17 protein-coding genes and 1 pseudogene are annotated in these 18,789 nt (G+C 70.8%); 6 read left to right on the top strand and 12 right to left on the bottom strand.

Going from position 1 to position 18,789, the window contains the following annotated elements:
• Positions 1-7 precede the first annotated feature (7 nt).
• The 4 genes from ACGFIK_RS09780 to ACGFIK_RS09765 all read right to left on the bottom strand — a co-directional run bounded on the left by ACGFIK_RS09780 (position 8) and on the right by ACGFIK_RS09765 (position 4,726).
• Positions 8-1,162: a serine hydrolase domain-containing protein gene (locus ACGFIK_RS09780; RefSeq protein WP_327023379.1), complete on the bottom strand. Its 1,155-nt coding sequence runs from the start codon at positions 1,160-1,162 to the stop codon at positions 8-10.
• 179 nt (positions 1,163-1,341) lie between these two features.
• On the bottom strand, positions 1,342-2,904 hold the full coding sequence (locus tag ACGFIK_RS09775) for an AMP-binding protein (RefSeq protein ID WP_327023378.1): 1,563 nt from the start codon (positions 2,902-2,904) through the stop codon (positions 1,342-1,344).
• Between the two features lie 153 nt (positions 2,905-3,057).
• Positions 3,058-4,272, bottom strand: a complete 1,215-nt coding sequence (locus tag ACGFIK_RS09770) for an acyl-CoA dehydrogenase family protein (protein WP_327023377.1) — start codon at positions 4,270-4,272, stop codon at positions 3,058-3,060.
• A gap of 1 nt (position 4,273) precedes the next feature.
• Positions 4,274-4,726, bottom strand: a complete 453-nt coding sequence (locus ACGFIK_RS09765) for an SCP2 sterol-binding domain-containing protein (protein ID WP_327023376.1) — start codon at positions 4,724-4,726, stop codon at positions 4,274-4,276.
• Positions 4,727-4,792: 66 nt separating this feature from the next.
• Between ACGFIK_RS09765 and ACGFIK_RS09760 the strand changes: the two genes are divergently transcribed.
• Complete coding sequence (locus tag ACGFIK_RS09760; protein WP_327023375.1) at positions 4,793-5,431, top strand: TetR/AcrR family transcriptional regulator; 639 nt, start codon at positions 4,793-4,795, stop codon at positions 5,429-5,431.
• Between the two features lie 45 nt (positions 5,432-5,476).
• On the opposite strand, the gene ACGFIK_RS09755 is transcribed toward ACGFIK_RS09760, so the two are convergent.
• The 7 genes and pseudogenes from ACGFIK_RS09755 to ACGFIK_RS09725 form a co-directional block, all read right to left on the bottom strand.
• A complete protein-coding gene (locus ACGFIK_RS09755) occupies positions 5,477-6,106 on the bottom strand; it encodes a DedA family protein (protein WP_327023374.1) in 630 nt (209 codons plus the stop codon).
• 77 nt (positions 6,107-6,183) lie between these two features.
• Positions 6,184-7,446: pseudogene (locus tag ACGFIK_RS09750) on the bottom strand (adenylosuccinate synthetase); the annotation flags it as partial.
• Between the two features lie 8 nt (positions 7,447-7,454).
• Positions 7,455-8,417 (bottom strand): hypothetical protein, encoded by a 963-nt coding sequence (locus ACGFIK_RS09745; protein WP_393338749.1) that lies wholly within the window; start codon positions 8,415-8,417, stop codon positions 7,455-7,457.
• Between the two features lie 10 nt (positions 8,418-8,427).
• A complete protein-coding gene (locus ACGFIK_RS09740; protein ID WP_393338746.1) occupies positions 8,428-9,402 on the bottom strand; it encodes a serine/threonine protein kinase in 975 nt (324 codons plus the stop codon).
• Entirely contained in the window at positions 9,399-10,157 is a 759-nt protein-coding gene (locus ACGFIK_RS09735; protein ID WP_393338990.1) for an NUDIX domain-containing protein, read from the bottom strand. Before ACGFIK_RS09735 ends, ACGFIK_RS09740 begins: the two co-directional genes overlap by 4 nt.
• 78 nt (positions 10,158-10,235) lie before the next feature.
• A complete protein-coding gene (locus tag ACGFIK_RS09730) occupies positions 10,236-11,327 on the bottom strand; it encodes a MaoC/PaaZ C-terminal domain-containing protein (RefSeq protein WP_393338743.1) in 1,092 nt (363 codons plus the stop codon).
• Positions 11,327-12,700 carry a 3-oxoacyl-ACP reductase gene (locus ACGFIK_RS09725; protein WP_327023369.1) on the bottom strand — a complete coding sequence of 458 codons (1,374 nt, stop codon included), beginning with the start codon at positions 12,698-12,700 and terminating at the stop codon, positions 11,327-11,329. The genes ACGFIK_RS09730 and ACGFIK_RS09725 overlap by 1 nt, the downstream gene beginning before the upstream one ends.
• A gap of 54 nt (positions 12,701-12,754) precedes the next feature.
• On the opposite strand from ACGFIK_RS09725, the gene ACGFIK_RS09720 reads away from it, so the two are divergent.
• Positions 12,755-14,047, top strand: a complete 1,293-nt coding sequence (locus ACGFIK_RS09720; RefSeq protein ID WP_327023368.1) for an acetyl-CoA C-acetyltransferase — start codon at positions 12,755-12,757, stop codon at positions 14,045-14,047.
• A gap of 13 nt (positions 14,048-14,060) precedes the next feature.
• Here ACGFIK_RS09720 and ACGFIK_RS09715 read toward each other — a convergent pair whose 3' ends face one another.
• The gene (locus ACGFIK_RS09715) at positions 14,061-14,552 is read right to left on the bottom strand and encodes a hypothetical protein (RefSeq protein ID WP_393338988.1); all 492 of its coding nucleotides are present in this window, start codon (positions 14,550-14,552) and stop codon (positions 14,061-14,063) included.
• Positions 14,553-15,012: 460 nt separating this feature from the next.
• On the opposite strand from ACGFIK_RS09715, the gene ACGFIK_RS09710 reads away from it, so the two are divergent.
• From ACGFIK_RS09710 to purB, 4 genes are all read left to right on the top strand, one after another.
• On the top strand, positions 15,013-15,861 hold the full coding sequence (locus ACGFIK_RS09710; RefSeq protein WP_393338739.1) for a helix-turn-helix domain-containing protein: 849 nt from the start codon (positions 15,013-15,015) through the stop codon (positions 15,859-15,861).
• 6 nt (positions 15,862-15,867) lie between these two features.
• Positions 15,868-16,095: a DUF397 domain-containing protein gene (locus tag ACGFIK_RS09705; protein WP_393338736.1), complete on the top strand. Its 228-nt coding sequence runs from the start codon at positions 15,868-15,870 to the stop codon at positions 16,093-16,095.
• 211 nt (positions 16,096-16,306) lie between these two features.
• On the top strand, positions 16,307-16,933 hold the full coding sequence (locus tag ACGFIK_RS09700) for a hypothetical protein (protein WP_393338733.1): 627 nt from the start codon (positions 16,307-16,309) through the stop codon (positions 16,931-16,933).
• 417 nt (positions 16,934-17,350) lie between these two features.
• Positions 17,351-18,775: an adenylosuccinate lyase gene (gene purB, locus ACGFIK_RS09695; protein WP_393338730.1), complete on the top strand. Its 1,425-nt coding sequence runs from the start codon at positions 17,351-17,353 to the stop codon at positions 18,773-18,775.
• Positions 18,776-18,789: the final 14 nt, after the last annotated feature.

Genomic DNA, 18,789 nt, shown 5'->3' with positions numbered 1-18,789 from the left:
CCGGCGCTCAGGTGAGCGCCAGGATGGCACCGAGAAGCCGCTGAGCGAGTGCGGACTGCCCGTCGGCCTTGGCGTCGGTCGGGGTGGCGGCGAACGCGACCCGCAGGTCACCGTTCCCGATGCCGCCGATGAGCGCCTGGTAGCCGTAGCGGGCACCGGATTTGCCCCAGAAGATACGACCGTCGGGGAGCCGTACCGAGGAGAGTCCGCCGTTGCTCAGTTCCGCGCCGGCCCACGGGTGGCTGAACAGTTCGCGCTGCTGGGCGGGGGCGAGCAACCGGCCGCCGAACAGGGCGGCGGTGAACCGGTCCAGGTCGGCGAGGGTCGAGATGAGATCACCGGAGGCGGGCGTGAAAGTCTGGCTCCACCGGGTGGCGTCCACCAGTTCGGTACCCCCGTCGCGGATCACCTTCTGGTAGCCCCGGACGTGTGGACCCCGGATGCCGGTGGCGGCACCGGGCGCGTACGTGTCGCGCAACCCGAGCGGCTGGAAGATCCGCTGCCGCATCTGCTCCGCGTACGACCTGCCGGTCACCCGCTCAATCAGGATGCCGGCGAGGATGTAGCCCATGTTGGTGTAGCGCTGCGCCGTGCCGGGCTGGTACTCCGGTGGGTTCACCAGCGCCGTCCGGACGATCTCCTCAGGGGTCCAGCGGTCGTAGCGGTGGGCCAGCTGCCAGTCGAGCCCGTCGGGCAGGACCGGGCTGGGCAGGCCGCTGGTGTGGGCGAGCAACTGCCGCACGGTGATCGCCGGCCAGTGGGCTGGGACCAGGTCCGGCAGGTACGGCCGTACCGGCGCGTCGAGGTCCAGTTGGCCCTCCGCCACCAACTGGTAGACGACCACGGCGGTGAAGACTTTGGTCACGCTGCCGATCCGGAACCGGGCGTACGGCGGCACCGGTGCCGCAGACCGCAGGTCGCGGACGCCGAAGGTGTCGTTGAAGCATCCGGCTGGGGTGGTGACCCGCAGGTGGACGCTGGTGGTGGTGAGTTTCTGGTCGGGGATGGTGCCGACCGCTGCCACCAGCCCGCTGGGATCGAGGGCACCGAGGTGGCAGCCCCGGTGCGCGGTGGGGACCGCACCGGCGGGGGTGGGCACGGTGCCGGCCAGCACGGCGCCGAGGGCGACACCGGCGATGAGGGTACGTCTGAAGCTCCACATGGGACGAGCCTGGCGGGCGGGCGGGGGCAGCCGGATCGGGGAACCCCCTGGACTCTGCCCCGAGCCGCTGCCAGTAGGGGTGTTCGTCACCGCGCGTACGCCGTTACGGCCGCATGGCGGATCCCGCTGTTCCGAATACCGCCACTCCGCAGAAACGGGGTTGATCTCGCCGCCGCAGGTCAACCGATGTAGTCGCGTAGTTCGCGGGTCAACACCTTGCCGGTGGCGTTGCGGGGCAGGTACTTGACGAAGACGACGTCCCGGGGCACGGAGAACCGGGCGAGATAGTGCCGGACGTATTCGCGGACCGCGTCGGCGTCGAGGGTCTCGCCGGGGTACAGGCCGAGGAAGGCGGCGAGCCGCTGACCGTACTCGGGGTCGGGGACCCCGACGACGGCGGCCTCGCGTACCTGGGGCAGTAGGGCCAGCAGGTTCTCCACCTCGGAGGGAAAGACGTTCTCCCCGCCGGAGACGATCATGTCGTCGGCCCGGCCGTCGACGAAGAGGAGCCCGTCGGTGTTGAGCCGACCCAGGTCCCCGGTGTCCAGCAGGCCGTCGTGGCGTTCCCGGTCGGCTCCGGAGGTGTAGCCCTCGAAGAGCATCTCGTTGCCGACGAAGATGCGTCCCACCTGGCCCGCCGGGACCGGCTGGTCGGTGTCGTCGAGGATCGCCAGCCGGGTACCGTGCGGCGGGCGGCCGGCGGTGGTGGGGGCCTGACGCAGGTCGGCGGGGACCGCGATGGAGGCCCAGGAGGCCTCCGTCGAGCCGTACAGGTTGTAGAGCACCTCGCCGTAGCGGTCCATGAAGGCCGAGGGCAGGCCGCCGGGCAGTGCCGATCCGCTCACCGCCACCACCTTCAGGAGCGGCCGGTGCTCCGGCGGTGGCACCTCCATCAGGCGTTGCAGCATCACCGGCACCGCGAACAGGGCCTGGCACCGGTGGCGTTCCAGGGCCTCCAGGGTGGTGGCCGGGTCGAAGCGGCGGTGCAGCACGATGGTGGCCCGCAGGGCCAGGCAGACCTGAAGGGCCGCGTACCCCCAGGTGTGAAAGACCGGGGCGGCGATCATCACCCGGTCCCGGACGTGCAGCGGGATCCGGTCGATGATGGCGACCAGCGGACCGAACCCGGTGGGGGTGGGGCGGCGGGCGCCCTTCGGCGCTCCGGTGGTGCCGGAGGTGAGCACGATGATCCGGCCGTCCCGCTCGGGGGGTTGCAGCTCGCCGGGGAGGGCGGTGCGGATCAGTTCCTCCCGGGCCCGCTCGTCGAGGCGGCGCAGGTCGGCCGGCAGCCCGAGGATCCGTTCGGCGAACTCGTCGTCGTGCACCAGGACCCGTAGCTGCTGTTCCTGCGCCACTGTGGTCAGCTGTGCCGGGGAGAGGCCGGTGTTGATCAGTACGGCGTCCGCACCGAGCAGGGTGGCCGCGACGATGGTCTCCACCAGGCCCGGATGGTTGCGGCCGAACACGCCGATCCGGTCCCCGGGGGCGACGCCCAGTCCGGCGCGCAGCGCGCGGGCCAGCCGCAGGCAGCGGTCGAGCAGTTCGGCGTACGTCAGCTGGGTGCCCTGGTCGTCGATGATCGCGATCCGGTCGGGGTCGCGCGCCGCGGCCTGGCGGAGTTCACCGGCCAGGCTCCAACCCCAGGTGCGTAGCGCGCTGAGCTGGGAGGCGACCCGGATCGGCCGCCCCGGGGTGAGCAGGCCCCGCCGGGTCAGGGTGGCGACGACGAATGGCAGCTCCACGACCGCGTACCTCCTTCGGTTCCCCGCCCGGACGGCTCGAATTCCTTCCGATCATCCATCGGGAGGTGGCCGGACGCCAGACGGCCGACACCCGTTCGCCGGGTGCCGGCCGGAGGTGACGCGCCGGTGAGGTCCACGGCCGGGCCGAGGCGGTCAGCGGATCTGCATGCCGGAGATCGCCCGCGAGATGACCAGACGCTGGATCTCCGAGGTGCCCTCGAAGATGGTGTAGATCTTGGCGTCCCGGTACCACCGCTCCACCGGGTGGTCACGCAGGAAGCCGGCCCCGCCGAGCAGTTGGACGGCCTTCTCGGTGACCGAGACGGCCACCTCACCGGCCTTGAGCTTCGACATCGAGCCCTCCCCGGCGGTGAAGGGCCGGTTGTTGCGGCCCATCCAGGAGGCCCGCCAGACCAGCAACCGGGCGGCGTCGATCTCCATCTTCATGTCGGCCAGGGTGAAGGCGACCGCCTGGTTGGTGATGATCGGCCGACCGAACTGGACCCGGTCCTTGGCGTAGTCGAGGGCGTACTCGTAGGCGGCCCGGGCCACCCCGAGAGCCTGCGCGCCGACGGTGGGCCGGGACAACTCGAAGGTCCGCATCGCGGCCTGACCGGAGGAGCGCTTCCCGGCCCGGGCGCGGGCCAGCCGCTCGTCGAGGGCCTCCTTGCCCCCGAGCAGGCACCGCCCGGGAACCCGTACCTCGTCGAGGAAGACATCAGCGGTGTGCGAGGCCCGCAGGCCCAGTTTGCGCAGCTTGCGGGTGGCGCTGAGCCCGGGGGGGCCCGGGGGTACGACGAACGCCGCCTGGCCGCGCGAGCCGAGTTCCGGGTCGACCGAGGCGACCACCACGTGCACCCCGGCGATCCCCCCGTTGGTGGCGTACGCCTTCTGTCCGCGCAGCACCCACTCGTCGGTCGCCTCGTCGTAGCTGGCCCGGGTACGCATGGCAGCGACATCCGAACCGGCTTCCGGCTCGCTGGAACAGAAGGCGGCGACGGCCGGGGAGTCGACATCGCCGAAGCACTGGGGGACCCATTCGACGAGCTGGTCGGGGGTGCCGGTGCCGTAGATCGCGGCCACCGCCAGCCCGGTGCCGAAGATGCTCAGGCCGATGCCGGCGTCACCCCAGAAGAGTTCCTCGCTGGCGATCGGCAGGGACAGGCCGGTCGGGTCGGCCCAGCAGGTGGCGAGGAACTCGAAGCCGTACAGGCCGACCTTCGCCGCCTCTCCGATGATCGGCCAGGGGGTCTCCTCGCGGGCGTCCCACTCGGCCGCGGCCGGGCGCACGACCTCGCTGGCGAAGCCGTGCACCCAGTCGCGCAGATCCCGCTGTTCCTCGGTCAGGTCGAGCGAGAACTCGACCATCTCAGGCCTTGGGGATGTCGAAGAGGTTCGCGATGTTGGCGGCCAGGCCCAGGTCACCCTTTGCCTTGAGCTTGCCGGTCATGAACATCATGACCGGGTTGGCGCCACCGGAGACGACCTTGAGGAACTCGACCGGGCCCAGGGTCAGGCTCAGCCGCGGGTCGTGCTGCGGGGTCTCGTTGACCGTGCAGGCGCCGTCGGCGACGACCACCTCGTAGGTGTCCGTGCCGCCGTCGGGGGCGCCGGTGATGTTCCAGTGGATGACCGCGTTCGTCGCGCCGGCCCGGTCGGCGCGGAACAGCTGCGGCATCCGCCCGAAGACCTCTCCGAGGATCTTGCCGCGCAGCTCACCGGACATCACCTCGTTCAGCTTGCTGTCCGGCGTGGACTTGACGAGCTGAGCGAACTCCTTCGGGCCGACGTTGGCGAAGTTGGCCGGGTCGAAGTCAGTCATGAAAGGCACCTCTCGGACAGTAGTTACTCCGGCGTAACCTTACGTGTGAGTAGGTATGCTGGCAAGGTGTCCACCAGGCCCACCTTCCGACGCTTACCCAGGGCTGTGCGTGAGCAACAGATGCTCGACGCCGCCGTACGGGTCTTCGCCCGCCATGGCTACCACGGGGCCAGCATGGACGAGGTCGCCGAGCGAGCCGGCATCTCCAAACCCATGGTCTACGCCTATCTCGGCACCAAGGAGGAGCTCTTCGTCGCCTGCCTGCACCGCGAGGGCACCCGGATGATGGAGGCCATCGCCGCTGCCGCGATGCCCGATCTGAAGGCCGACGAACGGCTCTGGCGTGGATTGCGGGCCTTCTTCGGCTTCGTCGGGGCCCACCGGGACGGCTGGGCGGTGCTCTACCGCCAGGCCCGTGCCGAGCGGGGGTTCGCGGACGAACTGGCCGGAATGCGGGCGCGGATCATCGAGGTGGTCGCCGGGATGCTCGACGACGCACTGCGCGCCGAGGGGCGCGAGGTGGCCGAAACCGAGCTGGAAGTGGTCGCGTACGCCCTGGTCGGGGCGACCGAGTCGTTGGGTGACTGGCTGGCCGACCACCCGGAGGCCGACCCGGAGAAGACCGCCACCCGGATGATGAACGTCGCCTGGCTAGGTGCCGGTCAACTCCTGCACGGCAACACCTGGCACCCACCCGAGCAGTAAGGAAGGGCACCTTATTAACGCCTCGTGTAGAGGAAGGGCCCCCTTTTAACACTCGCGATTCGACGTGCATGCGGCCCGACGGTGGGCGCGGTGGCGCAGCCAGCGGATCAGCTCAAGTCCCAGGGTGATCGCCACCGACAGGCCGATGCCGGCCAGGATTCCGTGCAACGGATTGCGCTCGAAGGCCAGCCCGCCGAAGATGCCGAGCAGCACGCAGTAGAACGCCCAGGTGACCGCTGCGATCAGGTCGTACAGCAGGAACGACCGCAGGGGATAACGGACCGCTCCCATGGTCAGGGTGACCGCCGTCCGCCCGCCGGGGACGTAGCGGGCCACCACCAGGATCATGCCGCCGCGCCGGTCCACCGCCCGCCGGGCCCACTCCGACCCGGCCCGGCGGCGGCTGTCGGCCGGGGAGTGGTCTAGCTTGCGTGATCCGCCGCCGCGCCCCACGGCGTACGAGAGGTGGTCGCCCGCGGCGGCACCGAGCGCGGCCACCACGAGGACCAGCGCCAGGTTCGGTTCACCACCGGTGGCCAGCACGGTGACCGTGATCAGCGCCGCCTCGGCCGGCACCACCGGGAAGATCGCGTCGACCGCGGTCAGCCCGAACAGCAGCAGGTACACCCAGGGTGAGCTGAGGGTCTGCCGGAGCAGGTCGAGCGCGGTCTCCATGACTCCATGCTCAGGGCACCGGCTGTTAATAAGGGGCCCTTCCTCTACACGAGGCGTTAATAAGGTGCCCTTCCTTACACCCTCGCGAGCAGCTTCTTGTCGGCGGCGGTGGGGCCGTGTGAGGTGAGCAGGACCGGTGCGCCGAGCGCCTCGACCACCGCCTGTGGCCAGTCGGTGGGGGAGTCCTCGTCGTACACCGGGCGGGCCCGCAGCAGGCGGGCGGTCAGCTCGGCCTGCCGGTCGAGATCGCCCGGCGGGCCGGGCAGGAGCCGGTCCAGCCCGTCGTAGCGGCGGCAGATGCGCAGGTCCAGACCACGTTCGGCGAGATCCAGGTGGGTCAGCGCCAGGCCGTCCACCCCACCCGCGACCGCCAGGGCGTACGCGTGGGCGACCGCGTCGAAGTGGCCGAACCGGAAGCGCCCCTGCCAGGGGTTGGTCGGGTTGTGCGGGTCGGTCAGCGGCAGGGTGGGGTCCTCGGTGACCAGGGGGCCCGGCCCGTGCCGGGTGGTGACCGTCCGCAGCACCCCCAGTCGGGTCGCCGTCCCGCCCATCCCGGCCTCGGCCAGCAGCGACTCCGCGTTGGCGAAGGTGGTAGTGCTCCAGGTGGTGTACGGGTGGAAGCCGTGCCACTCGTCCAGCAGCACCCCCTGCGCCCCCTCGAACACGCACGGCCCGGCCCGCAGCGCCCCGGCCAGCCAGGAGCGGTCGACGATCGCCACCCGCTCGGCGAAGGCGGTGAAGGCCGGCAGGCAGTCCTCGACCGGTGGTGCGTCCAATGGGCCCAGTTCGGCGGCCAGCCGGTCCCGCAGTGCGGTCAACCGACGGCGCAGCCGCCGGGGGCTGTGGCAGTCGGCCACCCGGGGGGCCTCGTCGGGGTGGGTGAGGCCGTACGCGACGGCCTCACCCACCCCCAGCCCGCAGGAACCGTGCCGGTCGGCTCCCCGGGACAACTCCCGCGCCCGGTTGGCGGCCCGGTGGTACGGGGTGGCCAGCAGGGCCTCCCCGTCCACCGTCAGCCGGTCGAGGGCGTCCGGCACCCCGACGGCGGCCAGGTGATCGGCCTCGGCGGCCAGGGCCAACGGGTCGACCACGACGTGCCGGGACAGGTGGGTCCAGACCCCGGGGTGGAAGGTGCCGGCGCCGAACTGGGCGAAGGTGTGATGCCGTCCATCGGGCAGGACGACATTGTGTGCCGCCTGCGCGCCCCCGTTGAACCGGACGACCATCTGCACCGGCCGGGTGGCGCAGAGCCAGTCCACGACCGTGCCCTTTCCGGCGTCGCCGTACCCGAGGTCGACCACGATGGTGTGTTCGTCGTCCAGCCCGTCCCGGCCCGTCATCAGCCCGTTCACAGCCGCACGACTCCGCCACGGCCGGTCCCGGTGGCCGGCAGCCGGGACGTCTCGGTGCGTCGTCCGGTGTTGCCGAGGCGGGCCAGGGCCTTCGACACCGTGCCGGTGGCCGTCGACCCGACCCGGTCCAGGTCCCGCAGGCCGGTGTCGAGGTCGATGGCCTGTTCGCCGAGACCGACCGTGAGGGCGATGGTCTCGCAGACCGCGTCCAGGTCGTCGAGTTCCAGGGTGTTCTGGCCGAGCAGGCCGCGCCAGAAGTCCAGCACCTTGCGGTTGCCGGCGTAGTGGCTGCCGGCGGGGAGCAGGTAGTAGGTGTCCCAGCGGCGGGTCACCTCCTCGACGATCTCCTTCAGCCGCACGTCCTCGCGCAGGTTGCCGCCGAGCAGCCGGGTCACCTCGGCGGCCTTCACCTTCGGGTACGCCAGCTCGTCGCCGATGATGAACAGGTAGCCCCGCCGACCGCGCTTTTCCCAACTGTCCGTGACGGTGTGCCGGGCCATGAAGTACAGGGCGAGTTCGTACGACTCCATCATCTGGCCGCCACCGCCGCCCTCCAGCACGATCCGGCCGAGGTCGTCGTCCATCCGGTTGTCGGACTCGAACTGCCCCACCTGCAAGGGCACCCGGTCGCAGGTGGCGTCGCCGATGGCCCCGAACATGATCTGGGGGTCCCGGGCGTACCCCTGGCGCAGCAGCAGCCCCAGCAGTTTCGGCAGCTTGGCCTGGAGGGTGCGGGGCACGTGCCCCATCGAGCCGGTCACGTCGAAGAGCACCGCCACCGGGGTCGACTGCGGGTGCTCCGCGGAGTCGCGGCTCTCCCGCATCGCATCGCGGGGGTCCAGCGCCGGGTGCACCTTCCGGGCACCGCTGTCGCTGTAGGCGAAGGCGCTGGTGCCGGTGGCCCGGCGGTACCGGTCGGCGGCGTCGTACACGTCGGTGGACCACATTCCGCTGCCCATGGCAGCCTCCTTACGGGTTGAGGGTGAAGGGTCGGAAGGTGCGGGGGCCGTAGAGGCGTTCCAGCACCTCGTCGAGTTCGCCCAGCAGTCGCCAGGCGTCGTCCGGGCGGGCGGCCAGGTGGGGCTGGCGGCAGCCCTTGATGAAGGCCCGCAGCTCCGCTGGGGCGTGTCCGTCCATCAGCCAGGCCATGCAGTGGGCGGCCATGGCGATGTCGGTGCCGGGCCCGGCGGGCTGGCCGCCGGTCACCTCGGGCGGGTACCAGTCCTGGTAGTCGGGCACCATGGCCGGCACGACCCCGCCGGGCTCGGTGGAGAAGCACCAGTCGACCAGGACGACACCGTGCGCCTCCGGCTCGATCAGCACGTGTGGCGGCAGCACCGCGCCGTGCACCACCCCGGCCCGGTGGGCCAGGCCGAGCGCCACCAGCAGCCGTCGCCACATCCAGGCCACGTCGCGGGCGTCCAGCCCGTCCGGGTACGCCTGGCGTACCTCTACCAGGCTGTGCAGGCCGGGTGCGGTGGCCAGGACGTTGATCCGCCGCTCGGCTCTGGTGGCGGTGTCCTGGTGGGCGAAGCTGTCGACCAGCCGGGGCACGTAGGGCAGCCAGCGGGGGTCGCCGCGCTCGGCGAGCTGACGCAGCGCGCGTTCCTCCCGCAGCATCAGGTCGTTGTCGTGCGGGACCCGGGGGAGCTTGAGCAGCCGATCCTCCCCTACGTCGTACAGGTCGGCCAGGTCGCCGGAGTGCACCGGTTGGCCGCAGCGGTAGCCGTGCAGCTCGGTCACCTGACGGTTGCGCCAACGGGTGGTGACCTCTACGAAGGCTGCGGTGGCCTCGGCCCGTACCCCGGGCCCGGCCGAGCCGAGCCGGTCGGGGTGCAGGGCGGCGACCAGTTCCCGGTAGCGGCTCTGCGGCTCGTCCAGACCGAACAGTTCGTCATCGTCGCGGGCCCCGCCGACCAGGCGGATCGCCTCGTCGGTCCTCATCGCACCGCGTCCTCTCGGGTCGGCCGCAGTAGGGCCGGGTGCAGCAGTTGGGCGTCACCGGCCCGGTAGAGCCGGGCCCGTGGGCCGCCTCGGCTGCCGCCGCGCTCGGTGCTCGTGCCGGTGCTCTCCACGAACCCGGGCACCGAGAGCACCTTGCGGTGGAAGTTGCCGGCGTGCAGGGGCTGCCCCCAGACCGTCTCGTAGACCGACCGCAGCTCGCCGATGGTGAACTCGGGACCCAGGAAGCGGGTGGCCAGCGGGGTGTACTCCAGCTTCGACCGGGCCCGCTCCAACCCGTCGGCGACGATCTGGCGGTGGTCGAAGGCGAGGTCCCGGTTCGGCAGCTCGGCGACCGGTAGCCAGAGGGCCTCCTCGGCGTCCGTGCCGGCGGTCGCGTCGGGCAGGTCCGGGGCGAAGGCCAGGTGCGCCACCGAGAAGACCCGCATCCTGGGGTCCCGCTCGGGGGCCCCGTAGCTGGCCAACTGCTCCAGGTGGACCCGGCGCAACCGGTCACCGCCCAGGCCGGTCTCCTCGGCCAGCTCCCGCTGGGCGGCGGCGGCCAGGTCCTCGTCGGGTCGGACGAAGCCGCCGGGCAGCGCCCAGTGGCCCGCGTAGGGCTGTTCGGCGCGGCGGATCAGCAGCAGGTGCAGCGCGTTGTCCCGGATGGTCAGGGCGACCACGTCGACGGTGACCGCGGTGGCGGGGTAGGCCGACGGGTCGTACGCGGCGAGGAAGTCCTGCTCGTTCACGATAATCACTCTCACTTTGAGAACATCTCTATGTGAGAACAACCTAGCGTGAAAACCAGGGCCGGGCAAGTGCCCGGCCCTGGTTCAGCCGATGGAGCCCACCAACTGCGGGCGTCCCCGCTGGTCGTGCAGGGCGAAGTCCCAGTCGTCGCCGGAGCGCTCGGCGTGGAAGGCGACCGTGCTGGGCAACGGCACCGGGAGCTTGAAGGCCACCTGCACCGTGTACGCCTGCGGCAGCCGGTTCTCCAGGGCGGCCAGGCACCGGGCCTTGCTCCACATGCCGTGCACGATCGGCCGGGGGAAACCGAACAGCCGGGCACCCAGCCGGGAGGTGTGGATCGGGTTGTGGTCCCCGGAGACCCGGGCGTACTCCGTACCGATGCGGGGTTCCACCCGCCAACGGGCGGAAGGGGCCGGCGGCGCGGGCCGCTCCGGCCGGTCGCGCCGCTCACCGCCGTCCGGGGTGCGCTGCTTCCCCAGGTACGTCGAGACCCCGCGCCACACCTCCTCCCCGTCGACCGACCCGACGAGTACGACATCCACCTGCCGTCCACGATCGTGGGGCCGCAGGTTCTCCGCCCAGGCGGTGAAGTCCAGCCGATCCGTCACGGTGACCGGCCGGTGCACCGTGATCAGGTTGCCGACGTGCACCACCCCGGTCAGCGGGATCGGGAACTCCGAGGCGGTGATCAGGCGCAGGGCCAGCGGGAAGCCCATGACGTGCGGGAAGGTCGCCGGCAGGGTGTCCGCCAACCGGAATCCGCACACCCGGTCGTAGTCGGCCAGGCGCTGCGGATCCACCGCCACCCCCCTGACCACCAGTTCCACCGCCGGCAGCTCCGCACCCCGCCGACCGCCCAGCCCCGGCACCACCCCCAGCAACGCCCGGCGATACAACGGCCCCGGCGCGGGCAGTTGGGACAACTCCACCCGCTCCCGAGCCGCCGGCCCCACGACCGACGCGGCGGCACTGGTCAGATCCTGGGTGGCCCCGGCGTCGTGGCCCTCCCAGACGAGTGCGGCGGCGCTGGTCAGATCCTGGGTGGCCGCCGGATCGCGGCCCTCACCGGCGAGCGCGGCGGCCAGCATTTCCCGGTTCAGGATCTCCGTGGGCCCGTCGATCAACTCCCCGACGGACAGGTCGTCGGGTTCCTCGTGCGGACTGCGTCGGGCCATCACGCCCCCAGCAGGCTCTGGCCGCAGACCCGGACCACGTTGCCGCTGATCGCGCCGGAGGCCGGCCAGGCCAGCCAACCGATGGTCTCGGCCACGTCCACCGGCAGCCCGCCCTGGGCCAGACTGTTCATCCGCCGACCCGCCTCCCGCACCACCAGCGGAATCCGGGCGGTCAGCCGGGTCTCGATGAACCCGGGCGCCACCGCGTTCACGCTGATCCCCCGCTCCCGCAGCACCGGGGCCAGCGAGTCGACCAGCCCGATCACCCCGGCCTTGCTGGTGGCGTAGTTGGTCTGCCCCCGGTTGCCGGCGATCCCGGCGATCGAGGAGACCCCGACGATCCGCCCACCGGCCGGAATCAGCTTCCGCTCCAACAGCAGGTCGTTGATCCGCTCCTGACTGGACAGGTTGACGTCGATGACCTGGTTCCAGCGGTCGGGGTCCATCCGGCCCAGGGTCTTGTCCCGGGTGATGCCGGCGTTGTGCACCACCACATCCACCCGCCCGTGCCGACCGGCCAGGTATTCCGCCAGTCGGGTAGGCGCGTCCGTGGCGGTCAGGTCGAGCTGCACCGCGCTGCCGCCGATCTCGTTGGCCACCGCAGCCAACTCGTCCCCGGCCGCCGGGATGTCCAGGGCCAGCACGGTAGCCCCGTCGCGGGCCAGCACCCGGGCCAGGGCCGCACCGATACCCCGGGCTGCCCCGGTGACCAGCACCACCTGCCCGTCGAGGGGGTGGTCCCAGTCCACCGGCGCGGTCGCCTGACCGGCACCGACCCGGATCACCTGCCCGGAGACGTACGCCGACCGGCCGGAGAGCAGGAACCGCAGGGTCGCCTCCAGGCTGGTCCAGGTGCCCTCGTCGGCCTCCCGGGTCACATGGACCAGTTGAGCGGTGGTGCCGCGGCCGAACTCCTTGCCGATGCTGCGGGTCAGCCCCTCCAGGGCCCGCTGGGCGGTCGCCTCGCGGGGAGTGGCGCACTCGCCCGGCGGAGTGCCCAACACGATCACCCGGCCGCTGGGCTGCACCGCCCGGGCCTGCGGGTGGAAGAAGTCGTAGAGCTGGCTCAGCCCGGTCGAGTCGGTGATGCCGGTGGCGTCGTAGACCAGGGCGGCGCTGTCCGGCGTACGGCCGGTCGTCGGATCGGGCACGGCGGTGGCCGGATCGCGCAGGGCCAGCCCGGCGGCGGCCAGGATCTTGCCGACCGGCTCGGCCAGGCGACCACCCGAGGCGCTGCCGAGCAGCACCGGCCCGGGGAGAATCGGCTCACCGGGGGCGTACCGGCGCAGCCGCGGCGGATCGGGCAGGCCGAGGCGCTTGACCAGCGCCCTACCGGCGCCCGACTGGACGAAGCTCGCGTACCTGTCGCTCATAGGCGTAGCCTACTGGTGAGTAAGGTGCGGGCAACACTTTCGAGGAGGCGGATCGTGCAGAACGTTCGACGGGTCGCGGTGATCGGCGGCAACCGCATCCCCTTCGCCCGCTCCAACTCCCGCTACGCCAGCGCCAGCAACTCCGACATGCTCGGCGCTGCCCTGGACGGCCTGATCGCCCGATTCGGCCTGGCCGGACAGCAGGTCGGCGAGGTGGTCGCCGGGGCGGTGCTCAAGCACTCCAAGGACTTCAACCTCACCCGCGAGGTGGTGCTCGGCTCCAAGCTGGACCCGCGCACCCCGGCGTACGACATCCAGCAGGCCTGCGGCACCGGCCTGGAAGCCGCCATCCTGATCGCCAACAAGATCGCCCTGGGGCAGATCGAGGTGGGCATCGCCGGTGGGGTCGACACCACCTCGGACGCCCCGCTGGCCATCAACGAGGACCTGCGTCGCACCCTGCTCCAGCTCAACTCCGCCCGGACCATGGGCGAGCGCATGAAGGTCGCCGCGAAGCTGCGTCCGGGCCAGGCATTCAAGCCGGAGATCCCCCGCAACGCCGAGCCGCGTACCGGCCTGTCCATGGGGGAGCACACCGCACAGACGGCGCTGCGCTGGAACATCGACCGGCAGGCCCAGGACGAGCTCGCCCTCCGTTCCCACCAGCGGCTGGCCGCCGCGTACGACCGGGGGTTCTTCGACGACCTGATGACCCCCTACCTGGGGCTGACCCGCGACCAGAACCTCCGCCCCGACACCACCCTGGAGAAGCTCGGCACCCTAAAGCCGGCCTTCGGTGCCAAGGGTCCGGACGCCGACCGGGCCACCATGACCGCCGGCAACTCCTCCCCCCTGACCGACGGCGCCTCCACCGTGCTGCTGGCCAGCGAACAGTGGGCCGCCGAGCACAACCTGCCCGTACTGGCCTGGTTCTCCTGGTCCGAGACCGCCGCGGTCGACTTCGTACACGGTGACGAGGGACTGCTGATGGCACCCGCGTACGCGGTACCCCGGCTGCTCGCCCGCGCGGGCCTGACCCTGCAGGACTTCGACTACTACGAGATCCACGAGGCGTTCGCCGCCCAGGTGCTGGCCACCCTGGCCGCGTGGGAGTCGGAGGAGTTCTGCGTCGAGCGGCTCGGCCTGGACGCCCCGCTGGGTGCGATCGACACCGACAAGCTCAACGTCAACGGCTCCTCGCTGGCCGCCGGACACCCCTTCGCCGCCACCGGCGGACGGATCGTCGCCACCCTGGCCAAACTCCTAGACGAGAAGGGCGGCGGTCGCGGACTCATCTCGATCTGCGCCGCCGGCGGCCAGGGCGTCACCGCCATTCTGGAACGCTGATCGCCGGATCAGGTCAACTCGCCGCCGACCCGGTCGGATCATCCTCGCCCGGGTCGGGCAGCCAACCCAGGAACCGCCCGTAGAGGTTCGCGGGCGGCACCTGGTGCAGATCCGACACCGCATCGACCAACTGGGTGGCGAGGTAGACCGCGAGGGCTACCCGCTGGCCCGCGTACCGATCCAACAGCCGACGCCGCCGGTCGGGGCATGGCCACGGCCGCCCGCAGCCCGAGCAGTCCCAACTCGGCCGGGCGGGCACATGCGCGACCCAGGCGGGGGCGACACTGAGGCGTACGGCGTCGAGCCGGGCCAGCACCCGACGCTGCCGTGGGCCGCGCGGATCGCCGAGATCGACACCGCGTAGGCAGACCCAGACCCCGTCGCTGTGTCGCTCCCGGCGACCGATCTCCACGATCCGCAAGGAGAGGGTGCCCAGGGCGTAGCAGTAATGCTGCTCGGGCACCTGCACCACCGCGCCGACCCGCAACGGCGGCCCGCCGGTCAGTCCCATCTCCCACTCCCGTCAGGCGAGGGGCGGGCGCACGGTATCGCCACCGGGCCGCAGGGGGAATCGCGGCCACAGGCGGGGGCTGCCGGGCGGCGGGCGTACGCCCGCCCCGTCACGGACCGGTGCGGGCAGGCTCGACCCGACACCGGAGTACGACCGGAAGCGGCCACCATGGACACACCACGCCGATCACCGGGTACGCGCGTCGAGCGCCTTCGGTGGTAGACAGAAGGGGAGTCGATCCCCGGGTGCGTCCAGCGTGACTGTTCCCTTCGACTCGTTTCGGACCGGGAGTGGGAGAGGCCGCCAAACCGCCCCACCCCGGTCCACTCTTATTTGGCGACGGTGACGCCGCCATCACTGTAAGTACAAGCAGCATGCATGCAGAGTGGCGTTTATGCAAGCTTGCATTTTCCGTGTTTCTCGATGACTCTTAAGTGGGAGCTGAGGAGGCGACATGGTGAAGGCGGCGACGCTACGCGCTCAGTGGCTCGGCCAGCAGCTCCGGGAGATGCGCGAGTCAGCCGGGCTGACCCTCAAAGACGTGGGCGACTACATCAATCGCAACGCCTCGACCGTCAGTCGCCTTGAGTCCGGTGTCGTGGCGGCCCGGGTGCCCGAAGTGCTCGCCTACCTCGACATCTGCGGTGTGGACGATGGTCGGCGTCGCGCCGACCTGACCACCATGGCGAAGGATGTCTGGCAGAAGGGCTGGTGGGACGGTTTTGCCGCCGACGTTGTCGGCTCGCTGATCGACTGGATCTGGTTGGAGAGTCGGGCGACGGAGATCTACTCCTTCGACGTCGCCGTGCTCCCCGGCCTGCTGCAAACCAAGGCGTATGCCGAGGCGATCATCCGAGCGGTGGACATCGACGCCACCGAGGAGCAGATCACCCGCTATGTCGAGATCCGGCTCGCCCGTCAGCGCCGACTCGACGGTGACGAGCCGGTGAGGCTCTCCGTCGTCATCGACGAGGGCGCTCTCCGCAGAACCGTGGGCGGAGCCACCGTGATGCGGGAACAGCTGGAGCACTTGTCCACGATGGCCACGCGGAGTCACATCGAACTGCTGGTGTTGCCCTCCGCTGCGGGCGCGCATCCGAGCCCCGAGGGAGGCTTCAACGTCTTTCGGATGCGTCCGCCGTATCCGCTCGCCGGGTGCATCTGGACGCCTGCCGGCAGCCTCGTCGTCGAAGATGGCCTGGCGGAGTCGTTACTCCGGACCTACGATCGGCTGCGCGGGATGGCTCTCCCCGCGCAGACAGGGCTCGCACTCGTGTCTGACCTGATCGATCAGTTGGAGTAGACGGCGATGAGGCACACGGCGGCATCCGCGCTACTCCTGCCGCCGGTGGCCTGGCATGTGAGCACGAGGAGCCCGAGCGGCGGCGGCAACTGTGTCGAGGCCGGACCGATTCTCGATGGCAGTGGCCGGGTGGCCGTCCGGGACAGCAAGGACCGCAACGGTCCCGTGCTCATCTGTGCCTTCGGCAGCTGGAATAGCTTTCTCTCGGCAGTTCGCAACGGCCCCCTTGATTGATGGTGCTCCCCCGGTGTGCGCGGAAACGCCGGTAGGTTCGAGATCCTTCTGAGTGCGGCTCTATTTGCAGGTCGCGAGCCGCTGCACCCGGTCTACGAAGCGGGTGAGGATCGCGTCGCTCGCCGTGGTCGGAAGCTATTGTTAGTCGTCTCTACTGTGGACCACAGCCTGCGCCCCGGAGCCACCGGCGGCGCGCTTCCGAGGAGTGGTCATGAGTGGTCAAGTCCTGCTCCGTACATCCATCGTCGCCCTGACCGTTGTCCTTGTGGTCAGCGGCTGCACTACCACCGGCACCAGCCCGGAGTCCGCCTCGACTGCGGCGGCGCCCAGCGCACCGGCAACCACTGATCCGACCGCAGCGTCCGATCTGGCCGCCGTATCCGACCCGACCGCTGCCTCTGAGCCCACCGCAGGTGGTTCGACTGACGGTGGTTCGACCGGCGGCGGCTCCACCGGCAACAACTCGACCGGGGGCGGCTCGACCGGCGGGGGACAGTCCGGGACCAAGTCGGGCAGCGGGCCGACCATCACCTACTTCCGGGTTGCCCAGAAGCCCTCCTGCCCGGCCGGGACGAACGTCAACCCGATCCCCGGCTCGCCGGTCGTCCTGGATTGGAAGGTCGGCAACGTCGACTCCGTCGCCCTCTCCGTCGACGGCCAGGGCGTGTACGCCGACAACTATCCGCCCACCGGCAGCGAAACCCTCACCTTTCCCTGCGAGGGAGCCGGGGGTGACGTGCAACGGCACACCTACCAGTTGACCGTGCGCAACTCCCACGGCAAGCAGACGAAGACCCTGGTGGTGACCGCGACCGTGAATGAGGTGCCGGAGGTGTGATCCGGCCGCACGGCGACGTGATCCGTTTGCGCTAGCAGCTCGACAGGAACTACGACTCAGGTACGCGAGGCGCGACGCCACCCGGATCCCGCCGCCAGTCGGTCCACGACAACGTTTCATTTCTGAAAGCGGTAAGGGCTGATGCAGAAAGCGAAGAGGGCCACCGGTTCGGGTGGCCCTCTTCGAGGTCTTAACCCCAGCGGTTTGGCCTGCCGACACGCGACTACCAGGGACCGGTCTGGGGTCTTCGCGCTCGCACTCTACCGCTGGAACGGCGCCCCGGGAGGGGGTCTACTGGGAAGACGTTCTTGCCGAGCAAGTACCACGCTCGAGGCACCGGGCCCGCCTCCACCGGGAACCGTCACTGCTGGTGAGGGGTGGTCGAGGGCTGGCTGGTGGGTGCCGGAGAATGACGGGGTGACGACGATCCCGAACGTGCTCGCCAACCGGTACGCCTCGCCCGAACTGGTCGCCCTCTGGTCCCCGGAGGAGAAGATCCGCCTGGAGCGGCAACTCTGGCTCGCCGTGCTCAAGGCACAGCGCGACCTCGGTGTGGCTGTGCCCGACGGGGTGGTCGAGGCGTACGAGCGGGTGTTGGACGAGGTCGACCTGGACTCGATCGCGGCGCGGGAGCGGGTGACCCGCCACGACGTCAAGGCGCGGATCGAGGAGTTCAGTGCGCTGGCCGGGCACGAGCACGTGCACAAGGGCATGACCTCTCGGGATCTCACCGAGAACGTCGAGCAGCTTCAGGTACGCCGGTCGCTGGAGCTGATCCGGGATCGGGTGGTGGCGACCCTGGCCCGGCTGGCCTCGCACGCCCACGAGTACTCCGAGGTGGTGATGGCCGGGCGGTCGCACAACGTCGCGGCGCAGGCCACCACGCTGGGCAAGCGCTTCGCGTCGGCCGCCGAGGAGCTGATCATCGCGTACGAGCGGCTGACCGACCTGATCGACCGCTACCCGCTGCGCGGGATCAAGGGGCCGGTGGGTACCGCCGCCGACCAGATGGACCTCTTCGACGGCGACGCCGAGAAGGTGGCCGAGTTGGAGCGGCGGGTCGCCGAACACCTCGGCTTCAACCGGGTGTTGGACAGTGTGGGGCAGGTCTACCCGCGTTCGCTCGACTTCGACGTGCTCTCGGCGCTGGCGCAGACCGCTGCCGCGCCTTCGTCGCTGGCCACCACGATCCGGCTGATGGTTGGGCAGGAGTTGGCCACCGAGGGCTTCAAGCCGGGCCAGGTCGGCTCCAGCGCGATGCCGCACAAGATGAACACCCGTTCCTCGGAGCGGGTCAACGGCTTCGCGGTGATCATCCGGGGGTACCTGTCGATGGTCGGTGAGCTGGCCGGCGACCAGTGGAACGAGGGCGACGTGTCCTGCTCGGTGGTGCGTCGGGTGGCCCTGCCGGACGCCTTCTTCGCCGCCGACGGGCTGTTCCAGACCTTCCTCACCGTGCTGGACGAGTTCGGGGCCTACCCGGCGGTGATCAACCGGGAGTTGGAGCGGTTCCTGCCCTTCCTGGCCACCACGAAGATCCTGGTGGCGGCCGTCCGCCGAGGCGTCGGCCGGGAAACCGCCCATGAGGCGATCAAGGAGCATGCGGTCGCGGTGGCCCTGGCCATGCGGGAGAAGGGCAGCCCCGACAACGACCTCTTCGACCGCCTGGCCGCCGACTCCCGCCTGGGCCTGTCCCGCCCCGAGATCGACGCCCTGGTAGCCGACCGCGCCGCCTTCGTAGGCGCTGCCCCCGCCCAGATCCAGGCGGTGACCACCCGCATCTCCAAGATCGTCCAGTCCCACCCCCAAGCCGCCACCTACACCCCACCCCCCATCCTCTAACCACCCCCACCCCC

This window comes from Micromonospora sp. NPDC048871 (assembly GCF_043198155.1).
Classification (GTDB): Bacteria; Actinomycetota; Actinomycetes; order Mycobacteriales; family Micromonosporaceae; genus Micromonospora.
Note: the sequence above shows the minus strand (reverse complement) of the source record. Positions and strands in the feature narration are given on the sequence as shown.

Bases quoted from the DNA above. Each gene is read 5' to 3' on its own strand.
- ACGFIK_RS09780 (WP_327023379.1), bottom strand. From the start codon at position 1,162: ATGTGGAGCTTCAGACGTACCCTCATCGCCGGTGTCGCCCTCGGCGCC.
- ACGFIK_RS09770 (WP_327023377.1), bottom strand. From the start codon at position 4,272: ATGGTCGAGTTCTCGCTCGACCTGACCGAGGAACAGCGGGATCTGCGC.
- ACGFIK_RS09765 (WP_327023376.1), bottom strand. From the start codon at position 4,726: ATGACTGACTTCGACCCGGCCAACTTCGCCAACGTCGGCCCGAAGGAG.
- ACGFIK_RS09755 (WP_327023374.1), bottom strand. From the start codon at position 6,106: ATGGAGACCGCGCTCGACCTGCTCCGGCAGACCCTCAGCTCACCCTGG.
- ACGFIK_RS09745 (WP_393338749.1), bottom strand. From the start codon at position 8,417: ATGGGCAGCGGAATGTGGTCCACCGACGTGTACGACGCCGCCGACCGG.
- ACGFIK_RS09740 (WP_393338746.1), bottom strand. From the start codon at position 9,402: ATGAGGACCGACGAGGCGATCCGCCTGGTCGGCGGGGCCCGCGACGAT.
- ACGFIK_RS09730 (WP_393338743.1), bottom strand. From the start codon at position 11,327: ATGGCCCGACGCAGTCCGCACGAGGAACCCGACGACCTGTCCGTCGGG.
- ACGFIK_RS09725 (WP_327023369.1), bottom strand. From the start codon at position 12,700: ATGAGCGACAGGTACGCGAGCTTCGTCCAGTCGGGCGCCGGTAGGGCG.
- ACGFIK_RS09710 (WP_393338739.1), top strand. From the start codon at position 15,013: ATGGTGAAGGCGGCGACGCTACGCGCTCAGTGGCTCGGCCAGCAGCTC.
- ACGFIK_RS09705 (WP_393338736.1), top strand. From the start codon at position 15,868: ATGAGGCACACGGCGGCATCCGCGCTACTCCTGCCGCCGGTGGCCTGG.
- ACGFIK_RS09700 (WP_393338733.1), top strand. From the start codon at position 16,307: ATGAGTGGTCAAGTCCTGCTCCGTACATCCATCGTCGCCCTGACCGTT.